At 60.4% G+C, this 22,951-nt stretch carries 20 protein-coding genes; 12 read left to right on the forward strand and 8 right to left on the reverse strand.

The features are described from left to right. Nucleotides 1-81: 81 nt before the first annotated feature. Entirely contained in the window at nucleotides 82-861 is a 780-nt protein-coding gene (locus QEO92_RS11435; protein WP_037148543.1) for an N-formylglutamate amidohydrolase, read from the reverse strand. Between the two features lie 169 nt (nucleotides 862-1,030). Between QEO92_RS11435 and QEO92_RS11440 the strand changes: the two genes are divergently transcribed. The 5 genes from QEO92_RS11440 to QEO92_RS11460 all read left to right on the forward strand — a co-directional run bounded on the left by QEO92_RS11440 (nucleotide 1,031) and on the right by QEO92_RS11460 (nucleotide 5,962). Beyond that, nucleotides 1,031-1,921: a MurR/RpiR family transcriptional regulator gene (locus QEO92_RS11440; RefSeq protein ID WP_210053267.1), complete on the forward strand. Its 891-nt coding sequence runs from the start codon at nucleotides 1,031-1,033 to the stop codon at nucleotides 1,919-1,921. Between the two features lie 134 nt (nucleotides 1,922-2,055). Continuing rightward, nucleotides 2,056-3,159 (forward strand): ABC transporter substrate-binding protein, encoded by a 1,104-nt coding sequence (locus tag QEO92_RS11445; protein WP_227703096.1) that lies wholly within the window; start codon nucleotides 2,056-2,058, stop codon nucleotides 3,157-3,159. Between the two features lie 68 nt (nucleotides 3,160-3,227). Beyond that, nucleotides 3,228-4,103: an ABC transporter permease gene (locus tag QEO92_RS11450; protein ID WP_227703097.1), complete on the forward strand. Its 876-nt coding sequence runs from the start codon at nucleotides 3,228-3,230 to the stop codon at nucleotides 4,101-4,103. Further along, nucleotides 4,100-4,888: an ABC transporter permease gene (locus QEO92_RS11455; RefSeq protein ID WP_037147612.1), complete on the forward strand. Its 789-nt coding sequence runs from the start codon at nucleotides 4,100-4,102 to the stop codon at nucleotides 4,886-4,888. The genes QEO92_RS11450 and QEO92_RS11455 overlap by 4 nt, the downstream gene beginning before the upstream one ends. 12 nt (nucleotides 4,889-4,900) lie before the next feature. Continuing rightward, nucleotides 4,901-5,962: an ABC transporter ATP-binding protein gene (locus QEO92_RS11460; RefSeq protein ID WP_037147615.1), complete on the forward strand. Its 1,062-nt coding sequence runs from the start codon at nucleotides 4,901-4,903 to the stop codon at nucleotides 5,960-5,962. A gap of 174 nt (nucleotides 5,963-6,136) precedes the next feature. On the opposite strand, the gene metH is transcribed toward QEO92_RS11460, so the two are convergent. Then, nucleotides 6,137-9,910 carry a methionine synthase gene (metH, locus tag QEO92_RS11465; protein ID WP_037147617.1) on the reverse strand — a complete coding sequence of 1,258 codons (3,774 nt, stop codon included), beginning with the start codon at nucleotides 9,908-9,910 and terminating at the stop codon, nucleotides 6,137-6,139. Between the two features lie 175 nt (nucleotides 9,911-10,085). Here metH and QEO92_RS11470 point away from each other — a divergent pair, with 175 nt between their 5' ends. Both QEO92_RS11470 and QEO92_RS11475 read left to right on the forward strand, forming a co-directional pair. After that, nucleotides 10,086-11,342, forward strand: a complete 1,257-nt coding sequence (locus QEO92_RS11470; protein ID WP_227703098.1) for an AGE family epimerase/isomerase — start codon at nucleotides 10,086-10,088, stop codon at nucleotides 11,340-11,342. A gap of 83 nt (nucleotides 11,343-11,425) precedes the next feature. Next, on the forward strand, nucleotides 11,426-11,911 hold the full coding sequence (locus QEO92_RS11475) for an MgtC/SapB family protein (RefSeq protein WP_037147622.1): 486 nt from the start codon (nucleotides 11,426-11,428) through the stop codon (nucleotides 11,909-11,911). A 4-nt stretch (nucleotides 11,912-11,915) separates the two neighbouring features. Here the strand turns inward: QEO92_RS11475 and QEO92_RS11480 are convergent, their stop codons facing one another. Together QEO92_RS11480 and QEO92_RS11485 are read right to left on the reverse strand one after the other, a co-directional pair. After that, nucleotides 11,916-12,329 (reverse strand): response regulator, encoded by a 414-nt coding sequence (locus QEO92_RS11480; protein WP_227703099.1) that lies wholly within the window; start codon nucleotides 12,327-12,329, stop codon nucleotides 11,916-11,918. Between the two features lie 526 nt (nucleotides 12,330-12,855). Then, nucleotides 12,856-14,397 carry a UbiD family decarboxylase gene (locus tag QEO92_RS11485; RefSeq protein ID WP_037147626.1) on the reverse strand — a complete coding sequence of 514 codons (1,542 nt, stop codon included), beginning with the start codon at nucleotides 14,395-14,397 and terminating at the stop codon, nucleotides 12,856-12,858. 156 nt (nucleotides 14,398-14,553) lie between these two features. Here QEO92_RS11485 and QEO92_RS11490 point away from each other — a divergent pair, with 156 nt between their 5' ends. From QEO92_RS11490 to QEO92_RS11510, 5 genes are all read left to right on the forward strand, one after another. Further along, nucleotides 14,554-15,534 (forward strand): Bug family tripartite tricarboxylate transporter substrate binding protein, encoded by a 981-nt coding sequence (locus tag QEO92_RS11490; protein WP_037147629.1) that lies wholly within the window; start codon nucleotides 14,554-14,556, stop codon nucleotides 15,532-15,534. A gap of 271 nt (nucleotides 15,535-15,805) precedes the next feature. Further along, nucleotides 15,806-17,323 (forward strand): PAS domain-containing sensor histidine kinase, encoded by a 1,518-nt coding sequence (locus QEO92_RS11495; RefSeq protein ID WP_037147631.1) that lies wholly within the window; start codon nucleotides 15,806-15,808, stop codon nucleotides 17,321-17,323. Next, nucleotides 17,310-17,930, forward strand: a complete 621-nt coding sequence (fixJ, locus tag QEO92_RS11500; protein WP_037147634.1) for a response regulator FixJ — start codon at nucleotides 17,310-17,312, stop codon at nucleotides 17,928-17,930. Before QEO92_RS11495 ends, fixJ begins: the two co-directional genes overlap by 14 nt. Before the next feature lie 111 nt (nucleotides 17,931-18,041). Next, nucleotides 18,042-18,386, forward strand: a complete 345-nt coding sequence (locus tag QEO92_RS11505; protein WP_052182707.1) for a response regulator transcription factor — start codon at nucleotides 18,042-18,044, stop codon at nucleotides 18,384-18,386. 118 nt (nucleotides 18,387-18,504) lie between these two features. After that, on the forward strand, nucleotides 18,505-19,170 hold the full coding sequence (locus QEO92_RS11510) for a helix-turn-helix domain-containing protein (protein ID WP_407721196.1): 666 nt from the start codon (nucleotides 18,505-18,507) through the stop codon (nucleotides 19,168-19,170). Between the two features lie 63 nt (nucleotides 19,171-19,233). Here the strand turns inward: QEO92_RS11510 and QEO92_RS11515 are convergent, their stop codons facing one another. The 4 genes from QEO92_RS11515 to QEO92_RS11530 are packed head-to-tail and all read right to left on the reverse strand — an operon-like array spanning nucleotide 19,234 to nucleotide 22,742. Beyond that, nucleotides 19,234-19,971: a copper homeostasis protein CutC gene (locus tag QEO92_RS11515; RefSeq protein WP_037147636.1), complete on the reverse strand. Its 738-nt coding sequence runs from the start codon at nucleotides 19,969-19,971 to the stop codon at nucleotides 19,234-19,236. Between the two features lies 1 nt (nucleotide 19,972). Next, complete coding sequence (locus QEO92_RS11520) at nucleotides 19,973-20,947, reverse strand: ROK family protein (RefSeq protein WP_227703100.1); 975 nt, start codon at nucleotides 20,945-20,947, stop codon at nucleotides 19,973-19,975. Beyond that, complete coding sequence (locus QEO92_RS11525; protein WP_037147639.1) at nucleotides 20,944-21,822, reverse strand: ABC transporter permease; 879 nt, start codon at nucleotides 21,820-21,822, stop codon at nucleotides 20,944-20,946. The genes QEO92_RS11520 and QEO92_RS11525 overlap by 4 nt, the downstream gene beginning before the upstream one ends. Next, on the reverse strand, nucleotides 21,822-22,742 hold the full coding sequence (locus QEO92_RS11530) for an ABC transporter permease (RefSeq protein WP_037147642.1): 921 nt from the start codon (nucleotides 22,740-22,742) through the stop codon (nucleotides 21,822-21,824). The genes QEO92_RS11525 and QEO92_RS11530 overlap by 1 nt, the downstream gene beginning before the upstream one ends. Nucleotides 22,743-22,951 lie beyond the last annotated feature (209 nt).

Raw genomic sequence — 22,951 nt, forward strand, 5'->3', positions numbered from 1 at the left:
CCACCCCAGTCGACATGCCATGGCGCCGCCCGCTTTTGTCGGTGTCGGCGCGCCCGCAGCTTTCGCTGCTCCCCCGGGGTCTTATTCCTGGATGTCTGCGAGGCTTTCCCGCAGCAATCCAGTCAGAAAATCGGCCGTGACCCCCTGGCCGATTTCGTCTGCTATCAGGTCGTTCCTGATCTCGATCATCACGTTCAGAAGCCCGGCCGGCAAGGCCTGGACTTCCAGAGTATGGGTGACGCCGTCCGCAGGGCCGTAAGGTTCGTTGCGCTCGACACGGTAGAGATGCGTGTCTGACGCCGCTTTCAGCATCCGGTCGGCAAGCCGGCTATCGGTATCGTGCAGGATGCCGATCTCGACCGACCGCTCCCTGCCGAAATAGACCGGGGTGAAACTGTGGATGGTGACGAGCACCGTCGGCTGTCCTCTTTCCCGTCGCGCTGCGATCTCCTCGCGGATACGGCCGTGGAAGGGCATATAAAGCGCGGCAGTGCGGCGCGAGCGCTCGTCCTCCGTCAGGTTTTCATTGCCGGGGATCCGGAAGACTTCGGAGACGCTCGGCATCGCCGCGGGTGACTCCGGCGGTCTGTTGCAGTCATAGATAAGGCGGGAAAAACGCTGATAGACGAGGGTCCCATCGAGGCTTTTTGACATGCGTCGCGCGACCGCAAGCGCACCCGGATCCCAGGCGATATGAGACGACAGGGCCTCGTCGGAAAGCCCCAGATTGCCATAGCGTTGCGGCAGGCGCTGCGAGGCGTGCTCGCAGATCAGCACCACCTCTCCCCTGCCGTTGGGATTTTCCACGGCAACGGGCTCGCCATCCATTTCGCCGAGAACTTCCGACTGCACCAGCATCAATGCGTCCCGCACAATCTGATCAAAATGGGAATAAGAAGAGAATTCTTCACTTTCCTGTCGCCGTCAATGAGATTCTGAAAATTTCTCTTCAAAAGCACCGTTGACTTCTCCTCGGAAACGATTGTTAATTCCGTCAGGAAACCGGCGCAGACCGGAGGGAACAGCTTTCGTGCCACCAACAGCACGCACCGTATCGGATGTCATTCGTGTTCGCTACGACAGCCTGACGCGCGCGGAAAAACAGTTGGCGGACAGCCTATTGGAGAACTATCCCGTGTCGGGGCTTGGCAGCATCACGACGATCGCGGACAATGCAGGCGTTTCGACGCCGACGGTCGCGCGCATGGTGCAGAAGCTCGGCTACAAGGGATACCCGGAGTTCCAGTCGCATTTGCACCAGGAGCTCGAAGCGACGATCTCCAACCCGATAGCGAAACACGACCGCTGGGCCTCCAACGCGCCCGGCACACATATCCTCAACCGTTTTGCCGATGCTATCACTGCCAACTTGCGTGATACTTTGTCTGATCTGGACACGACGACCTTCGAGCACGCGGCTGCACTTTTGCGTGACCGCGATCGCAGCATCTATTTCGTCGGCGGCCGTATCACCGGCGCTCTGGCAGAATATTTCTTCACCCATATGCAGGTCATCCGTCCGAAGACGACGCTGATTTCCAACAATTCCAGCTCCTGGCCGCAGCACGTGCTCAATATGAGCGCCGGTGATGTGCTGGTGATTTTCGATATCCGCCGCTACGAGCAGGAGATGGCGACGCTAGCGGAGGCCGCGAAGGCAAACGGCGTCGTCATCATCTTGTTCACGGATGTCTGGTCGTCCCCCGTTGCGAAATACGCGCAACACGTCTTCAAAATACGGATCGAAGCGCCGTCCGCCTGGGATTCTTCCGTTATCACTCTCTTCGTTGTGGAGGCGCTGATCGAGGCGGTACAGAGCGCCACATGGGAGGAGACACGCGAACGCATGAACTCTCTGGAAGGCCTGTTCGAGCGGTCAAGACTTTTCCGCCGCCCCAACCGTCAGACCCGCTCCGACTGACATCGGAGGCAAATGGAATATGCCGGCAAATCCGGGTTTTATGAGCAAATGCTCACGCTCCGGGCTGTCATATACGATACATAAACTGGCTCTACGAGTCGCGCCCGACGCGACCTGAACCCTAGGAGGATACCGTGCTCAACAGGACCCAACGTCTTCTTTCGATGACGACTGCCATCGTCATCGCTTCGGCGAGCCTCGCCGCCGCCGAGCCGAGCGCCGAGCTGATTGCTGCCGCCAAGAAGGAGGGCACGTTGACCACGATCGCCCTGCCCCATAACTGGTGCGGCTATGGCGACGTGATCGCAGCCTTCAAGGCCAAGTACGGCATCGAAGTGAACGAACTGAACCCGGATGCCGGCTCGGGCGACGAGATCGAAGCCATCAAGGCCAACAAGGGCAACAAGGGGCCTCAGGCTCCGGACGTGATTGACGTCGGTCTCTCCTTCGGCCCTTCCGCCAAGGCAGAGGGCCTGCTGATGCCGTACAAGGTCTCCACCTGGGATACTATTCCGGATAGCGCCAAGGATGCCGAAGGCTACTGGTATGGCGACTATTACGGCGTTCTCTCCTTCGTCGTGAACACCGACATCGTGAAGGACGCGCCAAAGGACTGGGCCGACCTGAAGAAGCCGGAGCTCGCGAACTCCGTCGCTCTCGCCGGCGATCCGCGCGCGTCGAACCAGGCTGTCCAGGCCGTCTATGCCGCTGGCCTGGCTGCCGGTGAAAAGGATTCAGCCAAGGCGGGCGCCGCCGGTCTTTCGTTCTTCTCCGAGGTCAACAAGGCCGGCAATTTCGTCCCGGTCATCGGCAAATCCGCCTCGCTTGCCCAGGGGTCTACTCCGATCGTCATCGCCTGGGACTATAACGGCCTCTCCTGGCGCGACAGCCTCAAGGGCAACCCGCCCGTCGAAGTCGTCGTTCCGGCTTCCGGCGTCGTCGCCGGCGTCTACGTCCAGGCGATCTCCGCCTTCGCCCCGCATCCGAACGCCGCCAAGCTCTGGATGGAATTCCTCTATTCGGACGAAGGTCAGCTCGGCTGGCTGAAGGGCTATTGCCACCCGATCCGCTTCAATGATCTTGCCAAGAACAACAAGATCCCGAAGGAACTCCTCGACGCCCTGCCGCCGGCCGCAGCCTATGAAAAGGCCGTTTTCCCGACGCTTGCCGAGCAGGAAGCCGGCAAGACCGCGATCACCACGAAGTGGGATGCGACTGTCGGCGCCAACGTGCAGTAACGTGACGCAATCAGTCTCCCCGCGACTTGCGGGGAGACCTTCTTCTTTCTCGGGCGAAACCGGAACGCATGAGCACCGCCACCACGTCCTTCATCGACCGCCGCATTGTCGTCGATTGGCTCGGCATCGCGCCGTTCATGATCTTCGCGCTGATGTTCCTGATCATCCCGACGCTCTATCTGGTGACGGGCGCCTTTTTCACGCCGGACGGTGAGTTCACCTTCAAGAACATCGTCGACCTCTTCACGCCGTCGATCATGAGCGCCTACTGGATCAGCATCAGGGTCTCGGTCGCATCATCCATCGGCGGCGCGGTGATCGGTTTCTTTCTCGCCTGGGCGATCGTGCTCGGCGGCGTACCCCCCTGGGTCCGCTCGGGGCTGCTGACGTTTTCCGGCGTCGCGTCCAACTTCGCCGGCGTACCGCTTGCCTTCGCCTTCCTCGCCACGCTCGGCCGCACGGGTCTCGTCACCATTCTGCTGCGCGACTGGCTTGGCTTCAACCTCTACTCGACCGGCTTCAACATCCTCTCCTTCTTCGGCCTGACCATCACCTACATGTTCTTCCAGATTCCGCTGATGGTGCTGATCCTGACACCGGCACTCGACGGCATGAAGAGGGAATGGCGCGAGGCCTCGGAAATTCTCGGCGCTTCGACCTGGCAATATTGGCGCATGGTGGCGCTTCCGATCCTCTGGCCAAGCCTGATGGGCACGACGCTGCTTCTCTTCGCCAATGCCTTCGGCGCAATCGCAACGGCCTATGCGCTGACCGGCTCCTCGCTCAACATCGTGCCGATCCTGCTCTACGCCCAGATTCGCGGCGATGTGCTGCACAACGCCAATCTCGGCTATGCGCTGGCACTCGGCATGATCGTCATCACCGGCATCTCCAACATCCTCTACATCTGGCTGCGCACCCGCGCTGAACGGTGGCAGAAATGAAGACGAGCAAGATCCTGGCCTGGATCGCCATCGCCATCGGCCTGATCTACTTCTTCGTGCCGCTGATCGGCACCTTCGAGTTCTCGCTGCGCATGCGGCGCGGCGAATATTCCTTCGACGCCTATCAATCCGTCTTCTCGGATATGCAGTTTCGCGAGACCTTCGGCTTCTCCATGCTGATGGCGCTCTTCACCATCATCTTCGGCATGCTGCTGGTCGTGCCGACCGCCTACTGGGTGCGGCTGCGCCTGCCGCAGATGCGCCCGGTCGTCGAATTCATCACCCTGATGCCGCTCGTCATCCCGGCCATCGTCATCGTCTTCGGCTACCTGCGCCTCTACAACTCCTCGTCCTGGCTGCCCTTCACCGGCTCGACCCAGGGCACGAACGCGCTGCTCGTGCTTTCCTACATCACGCTTTCACTGCCCTACATGTATCGTTCCGTCGATACGGCGATGCGGGCGATCGATGTGAGAACGCTGACGGAGGCCGCCGAGATCCTGGGCGCCAAATGGCCGACCATCATGTTCCGCTGCATCTTTCCGAACGTCATGTCGGGCGTTCTGTCCGGCGCCTTCATTACCTTTGCGATCGTCATGGGCGAATTCACCATGGCAGCGCTTCTCAACCGCCCTGCCTTCGGCCCCTACCTGCAACTCGTCGGCGCCAACAAGGCCTACGAGCCGTCCGCGCTCGCCATCATCGCGTTTGCCGTCACCTGGCTTTCGATGGGGCTCATCCAGCTCGTGTCCCGTTTCAGCAAACTGGCGCCTTCGCGTCCTTGAGGAATTTCCTGCATGTCGTTCTTGGTACTCGAAAACATCAAGAAGAGTTTCGGACAGGTTCAGGTCGTGAAGGACTTCAGCATGGCGATCGAAAAGGGAGAGTTCGTCTCCTTTCTCGGCCCCTCCGGCTGCGGCAAGACCACCGTGCTGCGGATGATCGCCGGCTTCGAGACGCCGAGCGACGGAACGGTTGTTATCAACGGCAAGAACCAGAACCGGCTCAAGACCAACCAACGCAATATCGGCATGGTCTTCCAGGCCTATGCGCTTTTCCCGAATATGAACGTCTTCGACAATGTCGCCTTCGGCCTCAAGGTTGCCGGCAAGCCGAAGAGCGAGATCGAGACGCGCGTGAAGGAGATGCTGGAACTCATCCATCTGGAACATCTCGCCGACCGCTACCCCTACCAGCTGTCCGGCGGTCAGCAGCAGCGCGTGGCGCTGGCGAGAGCACTTGCCCCGAAACCGCAAGTCCTGCTGCTCGACGAACCGCTTTCGGCGCTCGACGCCAAGATCCGCGTGTCGCTGCGCGAGGAGATCCGCCAGATCCAGAGCCGGCTCGGCATCACCACGGTCTTCGTGACCCACGACCAGGAAGAGGCGTTGTCGATTTCCGACCGCATCGTCGTCATGAATGCCGGCCGGGCCGACCAGATCGGCACGCCATCGGAAATCTACAACCGTCCTGCCACCCGCTTCGTTGCCTCCTTCGTCGGCACGCTCAACATAATCGACGCGGTCGTCGTCGATCCTGCGGCCAACACGATCAAGGTCGGCGAGAATGTGGTGAAGTTGCGGGAACCCATAGGTGCGCTAAAAGGCGGCGACAAACTGTCCATCGCACTTCGCCCGGAAGCCGGCTCGCTTTCCGACAACGCCAAAGGCGATACGTCGCTGACCGGCAAGGTCACCTCCTCGCACTTCCTTGGCTCGGTGATACGCACCAAGATCGACGTCGGCGGCGACCAGATTTCCTTCGACATGTTCAATGCGCCGGACGCCGTCATGCCGCAGGCGGGCGAGACCGTGACGCTGTGCTTCAACGCCAGCGACTTCCTGATCGTCCGCGAGTGATGTGATCCGGCAAACCTGATAACTCTCGACGTCACCCTCGGCCTTGTGCCGAGAATCTGCAGACGTCAGCGGTTTGCAGATGCTCGGGACAGGCCCGAGCATGATGGATCAAAGGTTTTCGAATCTTTGCGAGCAGGCTGAAGGGGCACCATCCCGCGCCCTTTCGGGCTCCACCTATGCTGCGTCGTCGACTGCATCCCGGCCGGACGACGGTACATAGTTGAGAACCGGGCCGAGCCAGCGCTCGACCTCCTCGATCGCCATGCCCTTGCGCCTGGCGTAGTCCTCGACCTGGTCCCGCTCGACCTTCGCGACGCCGAAATAATAGGATGCGGGGTGACCGATATAGAGGCCGGAAACGGACGAGCCCGGCCACATGGCGTAGCTTTCCGTGAGCTCGACACCGGTCGCGTTTTCCGCGTCGAGCAGCCGGAACAGCGTCGCCTTTTCGGTATGGTCAGGCTGGGCCGGATAACCGGGGGCCGGCCGGATACCGGCATAGGCTTCCGCGATCAGATCGTCGGAGGAAAGTGTCTCGTCCGCCGCATAGCCCCAGAATTCCCTGCGGACACGCGTGTGCATGCATTCCGCAAAGGCTTCTGCAAAACGGTCTGCCAGCGCCTTGACGAGGATCGACGAATAATCGTCGTTCGCCCGTTCGAAGCGCTCGGCGATCGCCACTTCCTCGATGCCTGCCGTCACCACGAAACCGCCGACGTAATCCTGAAGGCCCGTCGCAACCGGCGCAACGAAATCCGAAAGCGCCACGTTCGGCCGGCCGTCCCGCTTCGAAAGCTGTTGGCGCAGCGTGAAGAATGTCGCCAGTTCCCGGTTGCGGCCCTCGTCCGTGAAGAGGCGGATGTCGTCGCCAACCGCATTGGCCGGCCAGAAACCGATGACTGCGCGCGGCCGGAACCACTTTTCGGCGATGATCTTTTCCAGCATCTCCTGAGCATCGGCATAGAGCTGACGGGCTGCCTCGCCCTGCTTCTCATCCTCGAGGATCGCCGGGAAACGTCCTTTCAGTTCCCAGGTCTGGAAGAATGGCGTCCAGTCGATGTATTTCGCCAATTCCGCCAGATCGTAGGTCTCGAAGACCTTCGTGCCGGTAAACTGCGGCTTCGTCGGCCTGTAGTCCGACCAGTCGAGCTTTTCGGCATTGTCGCGGGCGCGCGCGATCGAAAGGCGCGTCTTCTCGGCCTCAGAACGGGCATGGGCCGCGGCCACCTTGGCATATTCCGCCTGCACGGTGCTGATATAGCCGGACCTCGCTTCGGGCGAGAGCAACGAGGAGACGACGCCGACGGCGCGGCTCGCATCGTTGACATAGACCGCCTGGCCGCGATCATAGCGCGGATGGATTTTCACGGCCGTATGGACACGGCTCGTGGTGGCTCCGCCGATCAGCAACGGGATATCGAAACCCTGCCGCTCCATTTCGGAGGCGACATGCACCATCTCGTCGAGCGACGGCGTGATGAGGCCCGAAAGCCCGATGATATCGACCTTCTCATTGATGGCCGTCTCGAGAATCTTCGTGGCCGGCACCATGACGCCGAGGTCGATGATCTCGTAATTGTTGCAGGCAAGCACGACGCCGACGATGTTCTTACCGATGTCGTGGACGTCGCCCTTGACGGTCGCCATCAGCACCTTGCCGGCGGACTTCTTCTGGTCGCCGCCATTGAGGCGCTTCTCCTCTTCCATATAGGGCAGGAGCACGGCCACCGCCTGCTTCATGACGCGAGCGGATTTCACCACCTGCGGCAGGAACATCTTTCCCGAGCCGAACAGGTCGCCGACCACGTTCATGCCGGCCATCAGCGGCCCCTCGATCACATGCAGCGGCCGCTCGGCCGACTGGCGTGCCTCTTCCGTATCCGCCTCGATATATTCGGTAATGCCGTTGACGAGCGCATGCGAAAGCCGCTTCTCGACCGGCCATTCACGCCAGGCGATATCCTGAGCCTTTGCTTCCTTGGTTCCGGCGCCGCGATAGCGCTCGGCGATTTCGAGCATCCGTTCGGTCGCATCGTCGCGGCGGTTGAGCACGACATCCTCACAGGCCTCGCGCAGTTCCGGATCGATGTTCTCGTAGATCGCGAGCTGGCCAGCATTGACGATGCCCATGTCCATACCCGCCTGGATGGCGTGGTAGAGGAACACGGCATGCATTGCCTCGCGCACCGGCTCGTTACCGCGGAAGGAGAAGGAGAGGTTCGAGACACCGCCCGAGACATGCACCAGCGGCATCTTCTCGCGGATCGTCCGGGTCGCCTCGATAAAGGCAACGCCATAATTGTTGTGCTCCTCGATACCGGTTGCGACCGCAAAGATGTTCGGGTCGAAGATGATGTCTTCCGGCGGGAAATCCGCCTCTTCGGTCAGGAGCTTGTAAGCCCGTTCGGCAATCGACACCTTGCGCTCGTAGGTATCCGCCTGCCCCTGCTCGTCAAAAGCCATGACGACGACCGCCGCGCCATAATTGCGCAGGAGCCGCGCCTGGGCGAGGAACTTCTCCTCGCCTTCCTTCATCGAGATCGAGTTGACGACCGGCTTGCCCTGCACGCACTTCAGGCCGGCCTCCATGATCTCGAATTTGGAGGAGTCGAGCATCAGTGGCACGCGCGCAATATCCGGCTCGGCGGCGATGAGGTTGACGAATTCGACCATCGCCTTTTCGGAATCGATCAGGCCCTCGTCCATGTTGATGTCGATGACCGCGGCGCCGTTCTCCACCTGGTCGCGGGCGACCGCGAGTGCTGCGGTAAAGTCGCCGGCGGTGATTAGCTTGCGGAACTTGGCCGAACCGGTGACATTGGTGCGCTCGCCGACGTTGACGAAAGGCACGTCCTTGGTGAACACGAAGGGTTCGAGGCCGGCAAGCGCCATGAACGGCTTGTGCTCCGGCACTTCGCGCGGACCATGCGCCGCGACCGCCTCGGCAATGGCGCGGATGTGCTCGGGCGTCGAACCGCAGCAGCCGCCGACGACATTGACCAGCCCCTCCTCGGCAAAGCCGCGGATCTGGCGCGCCATGTCGTCCGGCGTCTCGTCATAGCGGCCGAATTCGTTCGGCAGGCCGGCATTCGGATAGGCCGATATGAAGGTATCGGCAACCGACGAAAGCTCCTGCAGATGCGGGCGCATGGCATCGGCGCCGAGCGCGCAGTTGAGGCCGATCGTGAACGGCTTGGCATGGCGCACGGAATACCAGAAGGCGGACGGCGTCTGGCCGGAGAGCGTGCGGCCGGAAAGGTCGGTGATCGTGCCGGAGATCATTACCGGCAGATGGACACCCTTCTCGGCGAAACGCTCGGCGCAGGCGAAGATCGCCGCCTTGGCGTTCAGCGTATCGAAGATCGTCTCGATGAGGATGATGTCGGCGCCGCCGTCGATAAGGCCATCGAGCTGCTCGCCATAGGCAAGCCGCAGGTCGTCGAATGTCACCGCGCGGTAACCGGGGTTGTTGACATCCGGGGAAATGGAGGCGGTGCGATTGGTCGGCCCGATGGCGCCGGCGACGAAGCGGCGGCGCCCGTCCTCCTTCTCGGCCCTCAGCGCTGCACGGCGCGCCAGGCGCGCACCGTCACGGTTCAGGTCGTAGACCGCATTCTCCATCTGGTAGTCGGCCTGGGCAATGCGGGTCGACGAGAAGGTGTTGGTCTCGAGGATATCCGCCCCTGCCTTTGCATAACGATAATGGATTTCCTCGATCGCCTGCGGCTGCGAGAGGATCAGAAGATCGTTGTTGCCCTGCTGATGGCAGGCGCAGCCGGCGAAACGCTCGCCTCGGAACTGTTGCTCGTCGAGGCCGAGGCCTTGGATCTGAGTGCCCATGGCGCCGTCGATGACCAGGATGCGCTCCCGCGCTGCGGCCTGAAGTGCCGCGAGAATTTCCGCGCCGTCGCGCCGAGAGGCTTCGGGGCCGAAAAGTTCATCGAACATGACATATCCTTATCATCTTTGGATCACTCAATAACCGCATAAACATATCTTTATGTCAATATATAACTTGGATCGGATTTGATATGACCAGGTCGAGGATTCAGCGATGACAGGAAACCGACCTGGCGTTATAGGCGTTGAGCTACGTACCCCACCAGAGATTCCGAGGTATCCCATGAGCGACAACAGTCAGATAGCCGCCAACTGGGCGAGCCTTCCCTATCATCGGCGCTGGCTGCTGGATCAGGCGGACGGGCTTTTCGATTTCTTCCAATACCGGGCCGTGAACCCGAAAGGAGGTTTCTTCGATTTCGATGACCGGGGAGCACCGCTCGGCGGCGCCAATCCGACCCGGGGCATCCATGCTTCCGCGCGGATGGTCCACTGCTTCTCGATCGGCTACCTGCTCGGCCGCCCCGGCTCCGGTGACGTGATCGACCACGGCATGCGTTATCTCTGGGAACGCCATCGCGACACGCAGCATGGCGGCTATTTCTGGCAGGTCAATGATGACGGCGCGGCCGATTCCGCCAAGCAGGGCTATGGCCACGCCTTCGTACTGCTGGCCGCCTCCTCCGCCAAGGTTGCCGGCCATCCGCTCGCCGACAGAATGTTGGCCGACATCACCGAGGTTCTCAAAACCAAATTCTGGGAAACCCGCCACGGCGCAATCGCGGAGGAATTCAATCGCGACTGGTCACCGGTCGATGGCGGAACCTATCGCGGCCAGAACTCCAACATGCACCTGACAGAGGCGCTGATGGCCGCTTTCGAGGCGACCGGCGAGAAAGCCTATCTCGACAAGGCCGAAAGCATTGCCGATCTCGTCATCCGCCGGTGTGCCGGCAGCGTCGGCTTCCGGGTTGCCGAGCATTTCGATGCGGAATGGACGATCGACAAGGATTATTACCATCCCGACGAGATGTTCCGCCCGGCCGGCACGACGCCCGGCCACTGGCTGGAATGGGCGCGCCTCGTATTGCAGCTCTGGACCCTCGGCGGCAAGAAGCACGCCTGGATGCCCGAGGCCGCGAAATCGCTCTTCGTACAGTCCATGTCACTCGGTTGGGACAAGGAGAAAGGCGGTTTCTTCTACACGCTCGACTGGCAGGACAGGCCGGCCAAGGTGAGCAAGCTCTGGTGGCCGATGTGTGAGGCAGTGGGGGCGGCACATTTCCTAAATGAGCTTCTGCCGGCGGATCGCTTCTATGAGGATAGCTATCGGCTGATCTGGGGAACGATTGCGAACCGGTTCATCGACCATGAAAACGGCGGCTGGCACGAGGAACTGACGGAAGACCTCGTCCCGGCCCATACCCTCTTTCCTGGCAAGGGTGACATCTATCACGCCCTGCAGGCCTGCCTCATCCCACTCTTTCCGGCAGCCGGCAGCCTGACCGGGGTCATCGTTGAGGCCGGCGGGCACATCTGAAAGCATCAACGACAGCGACGGAACCATAAGAGCCTGGATCAGTTCCGCTGTCACTGAAACGTGACATCGGAACTCGACCACTCATGCTGAACAGTCTCGCCCAGGAATTTTCACACGAAGCGCCGGTGACAATTGACGTGTTGCTGGCAAGATTGATTGGCGCCACAATTTTCTGCGGCCTCATCGGCCTCGAACGGGAATTCCGCAGGAACCCGGCGGGTTTGCGCACCAATATGCTGATCGGGCTTGCCGCCGCAGTGTTCACACTCGTCGGCCTTCAAATCATGCACGAGTTCGGCGATCTGCCGAATACCATCCGGATCGATCCCATCCGCCTTATCGAGGCGGTCACGGCCGGCATCGCCTTCCTGGCCACCGGAGTGATCATCTACACGCGCGGCGACGTGAAGGGGCTAACCACCGGCGCCAGCATGTGGCTATCGGGTGCCATCGGGCTTTGCGTCGGATTCGGCATGTGGGTCGTTGCGTTCGCGGCAACGATGATCGGCATCATCATCCTCTGGCTGCTGCGCAAGACCGAAGTGGCTACCGGCATGAAGGAGGATTAGCGGCTCAGCCGCCGGCTCGCGACGGGACCATAGCGTGGATATGGGTGACGAGTATTTCATATTCGTACGGCTTGACGATCACCGCGGAATGTTCGAGCTCCTCCATCCCCGGCACGTTATTGTCGCCCGTCGCGAAGATAACCGGCAGGTGCGGCAGCGTTTCCCTTATCTTCAGGATGAGCTGCGGACCGCTCATCTCCGGCAAATTCACATCGGTGACGAGGATGTCGACCGGATGGTCTCCCATGGCGGCAAGCGCTTCATCGGCCGAGCCTGCTTCCACGACACTCATGCCGGAATCCTGCAGGAGGTCCGCCGTCGATATGCGGATCAGGGCTTCGTCTTCGACCAGCAGCACGGTAATCGGCACGTTGGAGCTCTCGATAATGGCGTCGTCCTCGCCTATGAAATGGGGCAAATAGATGCGAATGATCGTCCCGTTGCCGGGCTTGCTTCGCGAAACGCATCGCACACACGACGCGGGAGAGGCTCTTTGCGGCTGCGCCCGATAGCCGCGAGAGAGGCATCGTCTGTCCTCACGAACCGCAATTCCCGGTCGAGAAGGACATAGGGATTGGGCGAGAGGTGGAACAGCTGATCCAAGTCGATGTCGGAAAACTCCGTCAATCGGAACATGCGCCGTCCCCGATGCCAATGCGGTATCAGGTTATAGAATTTCCGCGACTATTGACAATTGAATTCAAGCGAGTGCTGAAAAACTCCCACAGCATCATCGCAATGCACTAAAAAATACCTAAAGTCGCAATCCTGGTTCCAGTTCTGATACGCGGGAGTTGCACGTGCCGCACCTGTGCCACGTCGTGGAGAAACTGCACAAAGCCTCAGGGACTGAACGAGCCGATATCACCTCGACATGGAAACCTTCCGGACCATTTGCCGGAAGGCCCCATCAGCAAGCACAACGTGCCGATATGTAATCCAGCTTACTTCGGAAGGTAATAACGGCCGCGCTCGTCGCGCTCCAGCCCACTCGACCGGAAGGTGTCGAGTTCGCGCACCACTTCCCGGCCATCACGGCTGCCGACGGCAGCCATCAATTCCTCGAAATGTTTCGGGCCCGCCTTCAGCGCCGCTTCGAGTGAAGGATAACGTTCGCCGGGATAGGAAGGAGCCTGTGGCGTCACCAGTTCCCAGTTCTGCGCATGCTGCACCGGCCAGGTCAGATCGTAACCGGCTTTCGCGCCGGAACGGGCGCCGTGCAGCGACGGATCGAGAGGCGACAGCCGCACGCCTGTGGCGATCACGAGATCGCGGTCCGCCTGGAAACGCGTGCCGAACGCCCATTCCATCTGACTGTCGTCGAAGATGTCGATGTCTGGATCGACGACGAAGACGTTCTTGACGCCGACCGCGCCAAGGACCGCATAGAGCGCAGAACGCGCCTCGCCCGGATAGGTCTGGCGGATGGAGAAGCGCATGCTCATCGAGCCGCCGGCGGCGACCGGCGCATAGACGGCAACCGGCTGGCGCACCACCTCGCCAAGGATCTTCCAGACGTTCATCTCCATACGGAGCGCCTCAAGATTGGACGTATCGGTATAGTCCATGCGATTGCCGCTGATGGTGGCGGTCTGGAACAGCGCATCCTTGCGGTGAGTGATCGCCGTGACGTGGAAAACCGGATTAGTCTTCACGACGCCGTAATAGCCGAGATACTCGCCATAGGGACCTTCCTTTTCGACATAGCCACGCTCGTCGAAATAGCCTTCGATGACCATTTCGGCATCGGCCGGCACCATGATGTCGTTCGTAACGCATTTGACGACCGGCAGCGGCGCAGCCCTCAGCGAGGAAATGAGCTCGAGCTCATCGACGGGCTCTTTCATCGTCGCGGAAACCATGTCGATCGGATGGCACCCGACCACATAGGCGACGTTAAGGCGCTCGCCGCGTTCGGCAGAGGCCATATACATGACGCGAAGATCACTGGGCGCGATCAGGTCGACACCGGCTTCCTGCGGGCCACGCAGCATCAGGCGTCGCATGCCGCAGTTGTAGCGGCCGTTCTTGGGGTCGATCGTGTAATCGATCGTTGCCGATATATAGGGCGCACCGTCGAGCGCGTGCTGCACGTGGACCGGCAATTTGAGCAGATCCGCATCCGCACCGGTCAAAACGACCTGCTGCACCGGAGCCTCATCCTTCGAAAGTTTGACCAGTTCGGGCTTCAGCGACAGGCGGCGGCGCATTTCGAGAGCAACCTCGCCCGCCGGCACGCCGAAAGCCTTGGCAAGACGCGACCGGCTGCCGACAACGTTGCCGACCAGTTCCTGCCCCTCCGGGCCGACATTCCTGAACCAGACAGCCTTCGGATTGTTCTGCAGGATGGCCGCGACATCGGCGAGATCGACTTTTTCCTCCCGGACATCCAACTCATCGGCATTCAAGCCCTCGACAAAATTCCTGAGCCGAAAGCGGTCTAGGTCGAGCGCGGCAGCGGATCTGGTTGTCGTGTTGATGGTCATTCTGTCCTCTCCCGGAAGCAGTTTCGCGTGCGTCGTTTTCTATCCGCAACAGTTGATTAAATCAAATATAATTATACAATGTTGCATTAAGTCGCATTGGGAGACGCGGCTGACCGGCTTTGATGCAACGCCGGGTCGTTCATTGGGAGGAACTTTATGCAGAAGATCGCTCGTCGTTTCATGCTTGCAGCCTCGCTCGCATTCGGAGGCTCCGTCCTCGGGTTGTCGCCAGCCGCTGCCCAGGCGGATTTTCCAAGCCAGACTATCAGCATGATCTGTGCGTTTCCGGCCGGCAGCGGCGCAGACGTCATCGTCCGCTACTTTGCGGAAAAGATCGCAAAGCTCTCGGGTGCGACGATTATCGTAGAGAACAAACCGGGTGCCGGCGGCAATATCGCTGCCGAATATGTCGCCCGCGCAAAGCCGGACGGCTACACCATCTTCTTCCACACCGGCAGCGCCGTCGCCGGCAATATGCACATGTTCAAGAAGCCGCCGATCGATGTCGTAAAGGACCTTCAGATCGCCGCAACGATCAACAAGCAGCCGCACATGATCGCCGTACCGGTTTCCAGCCCGATCAAGAATATGAAGGAACTCACCGAATACCTGAAAAAAGAAGGTTCGAACGCAAGCTACGCCGTCAACAACACTTCCGGCAAGGTTCTGGCCGCTATCTACAAGGAGAAGGCCGGCCTGGAGACGGTTGAGGTCTCCTACAAGAGCAGCGCCGATTCGATGAACGATATCATGAGCGGCGCGATGACTTTCGCAGCCCAGGATCCGGTTTTCTCGCTCTCCCAGCTTCGCGAGGGCCGCTATCGCCTGCTGGCCGTCAGCTCTGCCAAGCGCATTCCAGGCGCACCCGACGTTCCGACGATGACAGAGGAAGGATATCCGATGGATCAGGTCGGCTGGTTTGCCATGATGGTTCCCTCCGAAACGCCGAAGGACATCATCGACAAGATCAATGGCTGGACCAAGGAAGTCCTCAGCCAGGACGACGTCAGGAAGTTCGTGACCGATCAGGGCGGCGATATCTTCATCAGCACGCCGGAAGAAGGCCAGGAATATCTGAAGAAAGAAGTCGCGGCCTGGGCAGACTACGTCAAAATCGCCAACATCCCGCAGCAATAATGTGGCCCAATTCGCCACAATCAGTTCAGAAGACCGCCCACCACCGGCGAAAAGCGGCGTCAGCGCCGCTTTTCTTTTTTGAGAACCGGACCATCTCCCTTTATCCGAGCAAACACGAAAAAAGCATATGCAATGCCGAGAGTGTGATCACCGCCACCATTGGACGTTGTGTCATACATCATGCTAAAAGCCGTTCCGGGAGAGGCAGCTGGGTTTCGTATGCACAGATGGAAGGGATTTTTCTTCGAGCAGTCGGCGGCGGGTGAGCATCATGGATATGCGCACGGTCGCCGATAGAACGGATGATTTCATCCAATCTTTCTTAAGTCGTCGGTTTTCTGCCGCCGAAGGTTACTTCATCGCGGCAGCGAGCGTGCTGATCGCCTTTGTGCTGCGCCTTGCCTTTTACGGCGTGTCTGTCGAGGGGCCGATATTCGTCTTCTTCGTCCCGCCAATTCTGATCGCCGCGGTTATCGGCGGCATGCGCTTTTCTCTTTTCGCCGTCGCCCTTTCGCTTCTGTCAGTCTATGCGATCAGGGATTTTTCGCCACGAGGTGCCACATCTTCGGAAATGGTATCCATCGGCATTGTCGGCGTGATCATAGCCCTGATCGGACAAATGCTCCATTCCGCCCGCAAGGCAATCGAAAGAGCTCAGGTCAAGGCGGATTCCCGTGAGGCCCAGCTTCGTTCCGTGCTCGACACCGTGCTTGATGCCAGCATCGTCGCCACCAAGGACGGAACGATCGTCTCCTTCAACGCGGCGGCGGTCCGTCAGTTTGGATATTCGGAAGACGAGGTGATCGGGCAGAATCTCCGCATACTGATGCCGGAGCCTTATCGTCGGGAGCATGACGGCTACATGGAGAGATATCTGAGGACCGGCGAAAAGCGGATCATCGGCATCGATCGCGTCGTCTTCGGACGCCGCAAGGATGGCTCGACTTTTCCAATGAAGCTCGCTGTCGGCGAAACTCATACAGATGGAGAAATCTTCTTCACAGGCTTCGTCCGAGACCTGACGGAACGGGAGGAATCGGCCGCGCGCCTGCAGGAAATGCAGGGAGAGCTGGCTCGGCTCGCGCGCCTCAATGAAATGGGCGAAATGGCCTCCACCCTTGCCCATGAGCTTAACCAGCCGCTCTCCGCTATCGCCAACTATGTCCACGGATGTGCACGTCTTTTGCGCGACATGGACGAACCGGTTGCGGTTCGCATGCGCGAGGCTTTGGAGGAGACCGCCAATCAATCGCTCCGCGCCGGGCAGATCATCAAGCAGTTGCGTGAATTCGTCATCAAAGGTGAAACGGAAAAATCGCCTCAAAACATTCGCCGGCTGATCGAAGACGCCGGCGCTTTGGCGCTTGTCGGTTCGCGCGAGAAAGGTGTCCAGACGATTTTCGAGTTCACGCCTGGCACGGAAACAGTCGTAGCGGATCGCATACAGATACAGCAGGTTCTGACAAATCTGATGCGCAACGCCATCGAAGCCATGCAAGGCAGCCCGCGGCGCGAGCTCGCAATCCGGACCGTCCAGGAAAACGATGACATGATGGCCGTGATCGTCCAGGATACCGGGCCGGGCATCTCTGGCGAGATTACCGACCAGCTTTTCAAACCATTCGTCACCACCAAGGCAGGCGGCATGGGGATAGGCCTTTCGATTTCCAAACGCATCATTGAAGCTCACGGCGGGGAGATGACGGTGTCGCGCAATCCGGCTGGAGGGGCGACGTTCCGTTTCACGCTTCCGATCGACATGGGGGAACGTGAGAATGCAGACAGGTGACTATACGGTCCATATCGTCGATGACGAGGAGGCGGTCAGGAAGTCCCTTGCCTTCATGCTGACCATGAACGGCTTTGCCGTGCGCGTCCATGAAACGGCCTCATCCTTCCTGCAATTCGCGCCCAGCATCCGCAATGGCATACTGGTGACGGACCTGCGCATGCCTGACATGACGGGTGTCGAGCTGATCCGCAGATTGACTTTAACCCGTGCGAAGATCCCGGCAGTTGTCATCACCGGTCATGGCGATGTTCCGATGGCCGTGGAGGCGATGAAGGCGGGCGCTGTCGATTTCATCGAAAAACCCTTCGAAGACATCATCATCATCGAAGCGATCCGGCGTGCCGCCGGACAGATCCCGGACAAACCGCTCGATGTCGACAGCACAACGGAAGTGCTGACGCGCCTTGAAAGCCTAAGCGACCGGGAGCGGCAGGTGCTGGCTGCCGTCGTTGCCGGTCTTCCGAACAAGTCCATTGCCTATGATCTCGATATCAGCCCTCGAACGGTCGAGGTACATCGAGCAAACGTCATGGCCAAGATGAAGGCGAGGAGCTTGCCTCAGCTCGTCCGCATGGCGATAGCCGTGGGCTTCTCCTGGCAATGAGCTCCGTAAATTATTTCGGATTTCTTGATCTAACGCAAAGCGCATAACTCCGATAGGCTCTAGAGGCCTGATGCAAGCGGTAGTTCGACCGTCCCATCCGCGGGAAGTTCTGTGCTGGCATCATCGGGGATAATCATCGTTATCGCTCCGGATCTTGGTCTCCGGCAATCGCTGACATTCGCGCTCGAGGTGGAGGGATATCAGGTCGAAGCCTATGATTCCTGGGGCAAGGGCCGGGTTCCCGTCACGCCAGTGCGTTGTATGATCGTCGATGATCAGATACTGCGTGGCCATCACGACCTCCGGCAGGAACTCCTCGCTTCGGGCCATGCGATTATCCTGCTCACCGACGGCATGTCTCCGCCTATGGAGAACAATCCATGGCTCACCCTCACAAAGCCTTTTGATGGCGCCGATCTGGTGGATCTCGTGAAACACGTCGCACGAGCAACCTGACAATTTGTCCGAACCGCTTCCTCCCCCTCCACTACGTAAATACCCCTAGTGATACAACCGAATTTATCCCTGCTCCGTCGTGAGGCATCCTGAGATCGCAAAGGGGAGAATCGACGATATGCAGGACGATATGCAGACCGCAGCCGCTCATGCTATGCGACGGGAACTTGCACCGGGCCGGCCCATGTCGATCGTATCTCCGACAGCGGGTTTCCCGTCGACATATTCCGTCGTCACCTTCAATGCAGGAGCGGAAATCTATGCTCCCGGCGACAAGGCCGGCACATTTTACCAGGTCGAATTCGGCGCGGTGCGCGTGCATCGCCTGCTGTCGGATGGAAGGAGGCAGGTCATTGCCTTCCATCTGGCCGGGGAGACCTTTGGGTTCGAGGCGGACCGGACCCATAGTTTCTTCGCCGAAGCCATTACCCAAACAGGGCTGCGTGCCATCAGCCGCCCTGCAAACGGCGAAGCCTCTCCGGAGCTTCTCACGCTGGCGCTGCGCGGCATGCTGCGCGCCCACGAGCATATCATGATGATCGGCCGCCAGACGGCGGTGGAGCGGATCTCCGGATTCCTGGTCGACATGGCGGATCGCCAGGGCGGGATCGAATATTTCGACCTGCCGATGAGCCGTTTGGATATCGCCGACTATTTAGGCCTGACAATCGAAACGGTGTCGCGCGTTTTCGCAAAACTCCGTTCGGCCGGTCTGATCAAGCTGCGCAGCATTCGTTGCGTCGAACTTAAGAAGCTCGAAACGCTCCGCAGTCTCTGTGCATGAACTGAAGTAGCAATATCCGGCGTCATGCGGAAAAAGCACCGCAGATCGCCTCGCCTATGCCGATCAGATTCCCGTTGAACATAGCTTGTCGAGCAGGCTCCGCATTTTGCGCACAATCTCGCCACTCGTCTCGTGGGAGACAGGCGCCTGAAATCCGAAGGCAATCGCGCGTTCGTCCCTGCATTCGACCGGCTGGCGGCAGGAGCTGTGAACTTCATGCACCCCGGTTTCGCGCACGACCCGCTCGACATTGGAAAGGTTGATACCGCCGCCGGGCATGATCGAGATGCGCCCTCCCGCCTGCTCCATCAACTGACGGATAAGGTCGACCCCCTCCGGACCACTCACCTTGAGACCCGATGTCAGGACGCGCTCGGCCCCGAGCTCGATTGCCTGTTCTAAAGCTTCAAAAGGGTCGGGAACCAGGTCGAAAGCCCGGTGCAGCGTCACACCCAGGCCTTCGGCGCATGCCATCAGACGCTTGAGCATTGGCAGGTCGAGGGTCATGTCCGGGCAGCTCGCACCGATCACTACACCAGCCAGGCCCGCCGCCCGCACGGCCTCTATATCGGTCATCATCGCCGCTTCGTTGTCGGCATCGAAAATGAAATTGCCCGCACGCGGTCGAATGATCGCATAGACCGGTATCGGTACCCTTGCGGCAAGCGCCATCATGCCGGGCGGTGCAGTCAGGCCTCCGACATCGAGCGCGGCACAGAGTTCAACACGGTTCGCTCCGCCGGTGACGGCGGCGGCAAGCCCCTCGGGGCTATCGACACAGACTTCGAGAAGCACCGGCAAATCAGCCTCCCTGGTGGCCGAGCACGGCAGCACCGACCAATCCGCCGTCTTCCTGGCGGAGTGCGGGTGTCACCAGCGGATGATCGAAACGGTTGAGGATGCGTTTGCGCACCGCCTTGTCGAGCGCATCGATCAGCGGCCTCACGGAAGCAAGCCCGCCCCCCACCGGCACGATCGAAGCGCCAGTGACATTGACCGCGAGCGCCAACGGGTCGGCGATCAGTTCAAGCCAGACGGCAACGGTCTTCACCGCCCTCGCCCCGCCGATCTGCCAGTCTTCGAGGATGCGGTAGCTCGTCTCCTCCTGGCTGTGCAGAAAGTGGTGCAGCCGCTCGATGCCACGTGCGCCGCCAATCGTGTCGACGCAGCCAGACTGGCCGCAACCGCAGGAAAACCTTGGTATATGCAGCGTCTCACCGTTGAGTTCGACGGTCGTGTTCAAGATCGGGCCATGCCCCCATTCGCCGGTGACGCCGCCGGCGCCGCGCACCAGCCGCCCGTCGATTGCCAACCCTCCGCCAATGCCCGTGCCCATGATGGCGCAGAAGACGACCGAGTGACCACGGCCAACGCCCTCGTTCGCCTCTGCAAGTGTCAGGCAATCGGCATCATTGGCGGCAAGCACGGGCCGGCCGAGAATTTCCGCAAGCTCGTCGCCAATACGCCGCCCCGTAATGCAGGGAATGTTGGCCGATGTCGCAACACCGTCGCGCGGATCGATGAGGCCCGCGATCGACAGCGCGAGCGGAGATGCCGGATCGCCTTCATGGGCGTTGCGCGCGACCAGCGACGCCAGCAAAGACGAGAGCCGGCCCCAATCCGCGGCAGGTGTCGCCACCTTTCCGAGCGGCATCAGCGCACCGGGCACGGGCGAGACGGCAAACTTCATGAAAGACCCGCCGATATCGACGCAGAAGACCGGTCCGGCCGGCCCGGTCCGGCCTGTGGTGTGAGACGTGGCGGTCGCGATCGTCATTTACGCGGATCCAGAAGGTCGCGCAGCCCATCACCCAGGATGTTGAACCCGAGCACGGTGATCATGATTGCGAGGCCCGGAAACAGGGACATCCAGATATTCAGGCCGAGATAATTGCGTCCGTCGCTCATCATGGCGCCCCATTCCGGCAACGGCGGCTGGGCGCCGAGACCGAGGAAGGACAGGCTCGCGGCGGACAAGATGACGGTCCCTGCCGTCAGCGTCGACTGCACGATGATCGGCCCGATCGCATTGCGGAGGATATAGTGCGTCATAATGCGGCGACGCGAAACGCCAAGCGAGATTGCGGCTTCGACATAGTCCATGCTCTTCAGGCCAAGCGTGAGATTTCGGCTGAGACGCGCGTAGACCGGCACCGAGAAAATGGCAATGGCGATCAGAAGGTTGACGAGGCTGGTGCCGAGCACGCTGACGATCAGGATGGCGAGCACAATGCCCGGAAAGGCGAAGAGAATGTCCATCGTCCACATGATCGCCTGATCAACGTAACGGCCGCTCATGCCGGAAAGGATGCCGAGTGGCACACCAACGGCGACCGCCAACCCGACGCTCAAGACCACTTCGATCAGCGAGATGCGTGCGCCGTAGATGACGCGGGCAAGGATATCGCGGCCATTGTCATCCGTGCCGAAGGGATGCGCCCAGGACGGCGGCTCCATGGTCGCGAGCAGATCTTGCACATAAGGATCGGCGGGCGCGATCAGTGGCGCGAAGATCGCGGCCAGCACGATGATGCCGATCAGGAAGCCGCCGAGCGCGATACTGCGATGGTTCGCGACCCAGCGAAAGGCCCTGATCAAGACCGGCCGGCGCGACGCCTCGGGAATATCATTGCCGGTTTCGATCGTCGCCATCAGTCGAACCTTATCTTCGGGTTGAGGAGGGCGATCAGCAACTCCGCCAGGAAATTCATGACGACGACACCGGCGACTGCAACCAGTGTCACGCCCTGGATAACCGGATAGTCGCGATAGCGCACGGCATCGACAAGAAACCGTCCGATGCCCGGCCAGTTGAAGACAGATTCGGTGACGACCGCGCCCCCCATCAGGCTGCCGAAATTGAGGCCGACGATGGTGATGATCGGGATCAGCGCGTTGCGCAGCGCGTGGCTCCAGTAGATCGTCCGCGGCGCCACCCCTTTAGCATAGGCAGTGCGAATATAATCCTGCGACATCACTTCGATCATGCTGGACCGCGTCATGCGGGCGATCACTGCGGTCGGCAGCACGGCAAGCGTGATCGACGGCAGGATAAAACTCTTCCAGGACGCGGCGCCGAGCAACGGCAGCCAGCCGAGCTGGACGGAAAACGTATTCATCGCCATCAACGCCAGCCAGAAATTGGCGATCGAGGCACCGGCAATGGCAAGGATCATGACGATCTGGTCGGGCCAGCCATGCCGGTAGATCGCCGCGATCATGCCGGCTGGCACGCCGATGCCGATGGCGATCAGATAGGCGGTGATCGCAAGCCCGATCGTGAACGGCAGGCGCTCGGCGATCTCGTCGACGACGGGCAGCTTGGATTTGATCGAAACACCGAGATCGCCCCTCACAGCCCCATAGGCGAAGGAGGCGTATTGCGCCGGCAGGCTGCGGTCGAGACCGAGCCGTGCCGTCATGTTATCGACCGCTTCCTGCGTCGCTTCGGGTCCCGCCATCAGCCGCGCCGGATCGCCCGGCAGCGCGCGGATCGCCACGAAGACCAGCAGCGACACGCCGATCAGGATCAGCGGCAGGGCCAGCAATTTCCTGGTTATATAGGCTTTCATCCGCCTTCTACATTTTCATTTCAGGCTCTCCCATACCGGAAAGCTTCACGATCTATCGACATGGCCACACCACCCGACGTCATCCTCGGGCTTGTCCCGAGCATCTAACCACGTCCAATGTGGATAGATGCTCGGGACAAGCCCGAGCATGACGAACAGTAGGGCCGACACCTTCCAATTGACCGGAGCAGATGGCGGACGGGACAGAC

The organism is Neorhizobium petrolearium, assembly GCF_029854435.1.
GTDB classification, from domain to species: Bacteria; Pseudomonadota; Alphaproteobacteria; order Rhizobiales; family Rhizobiaceae; genus Neorhizobium; species Neorhizobium petrolearium.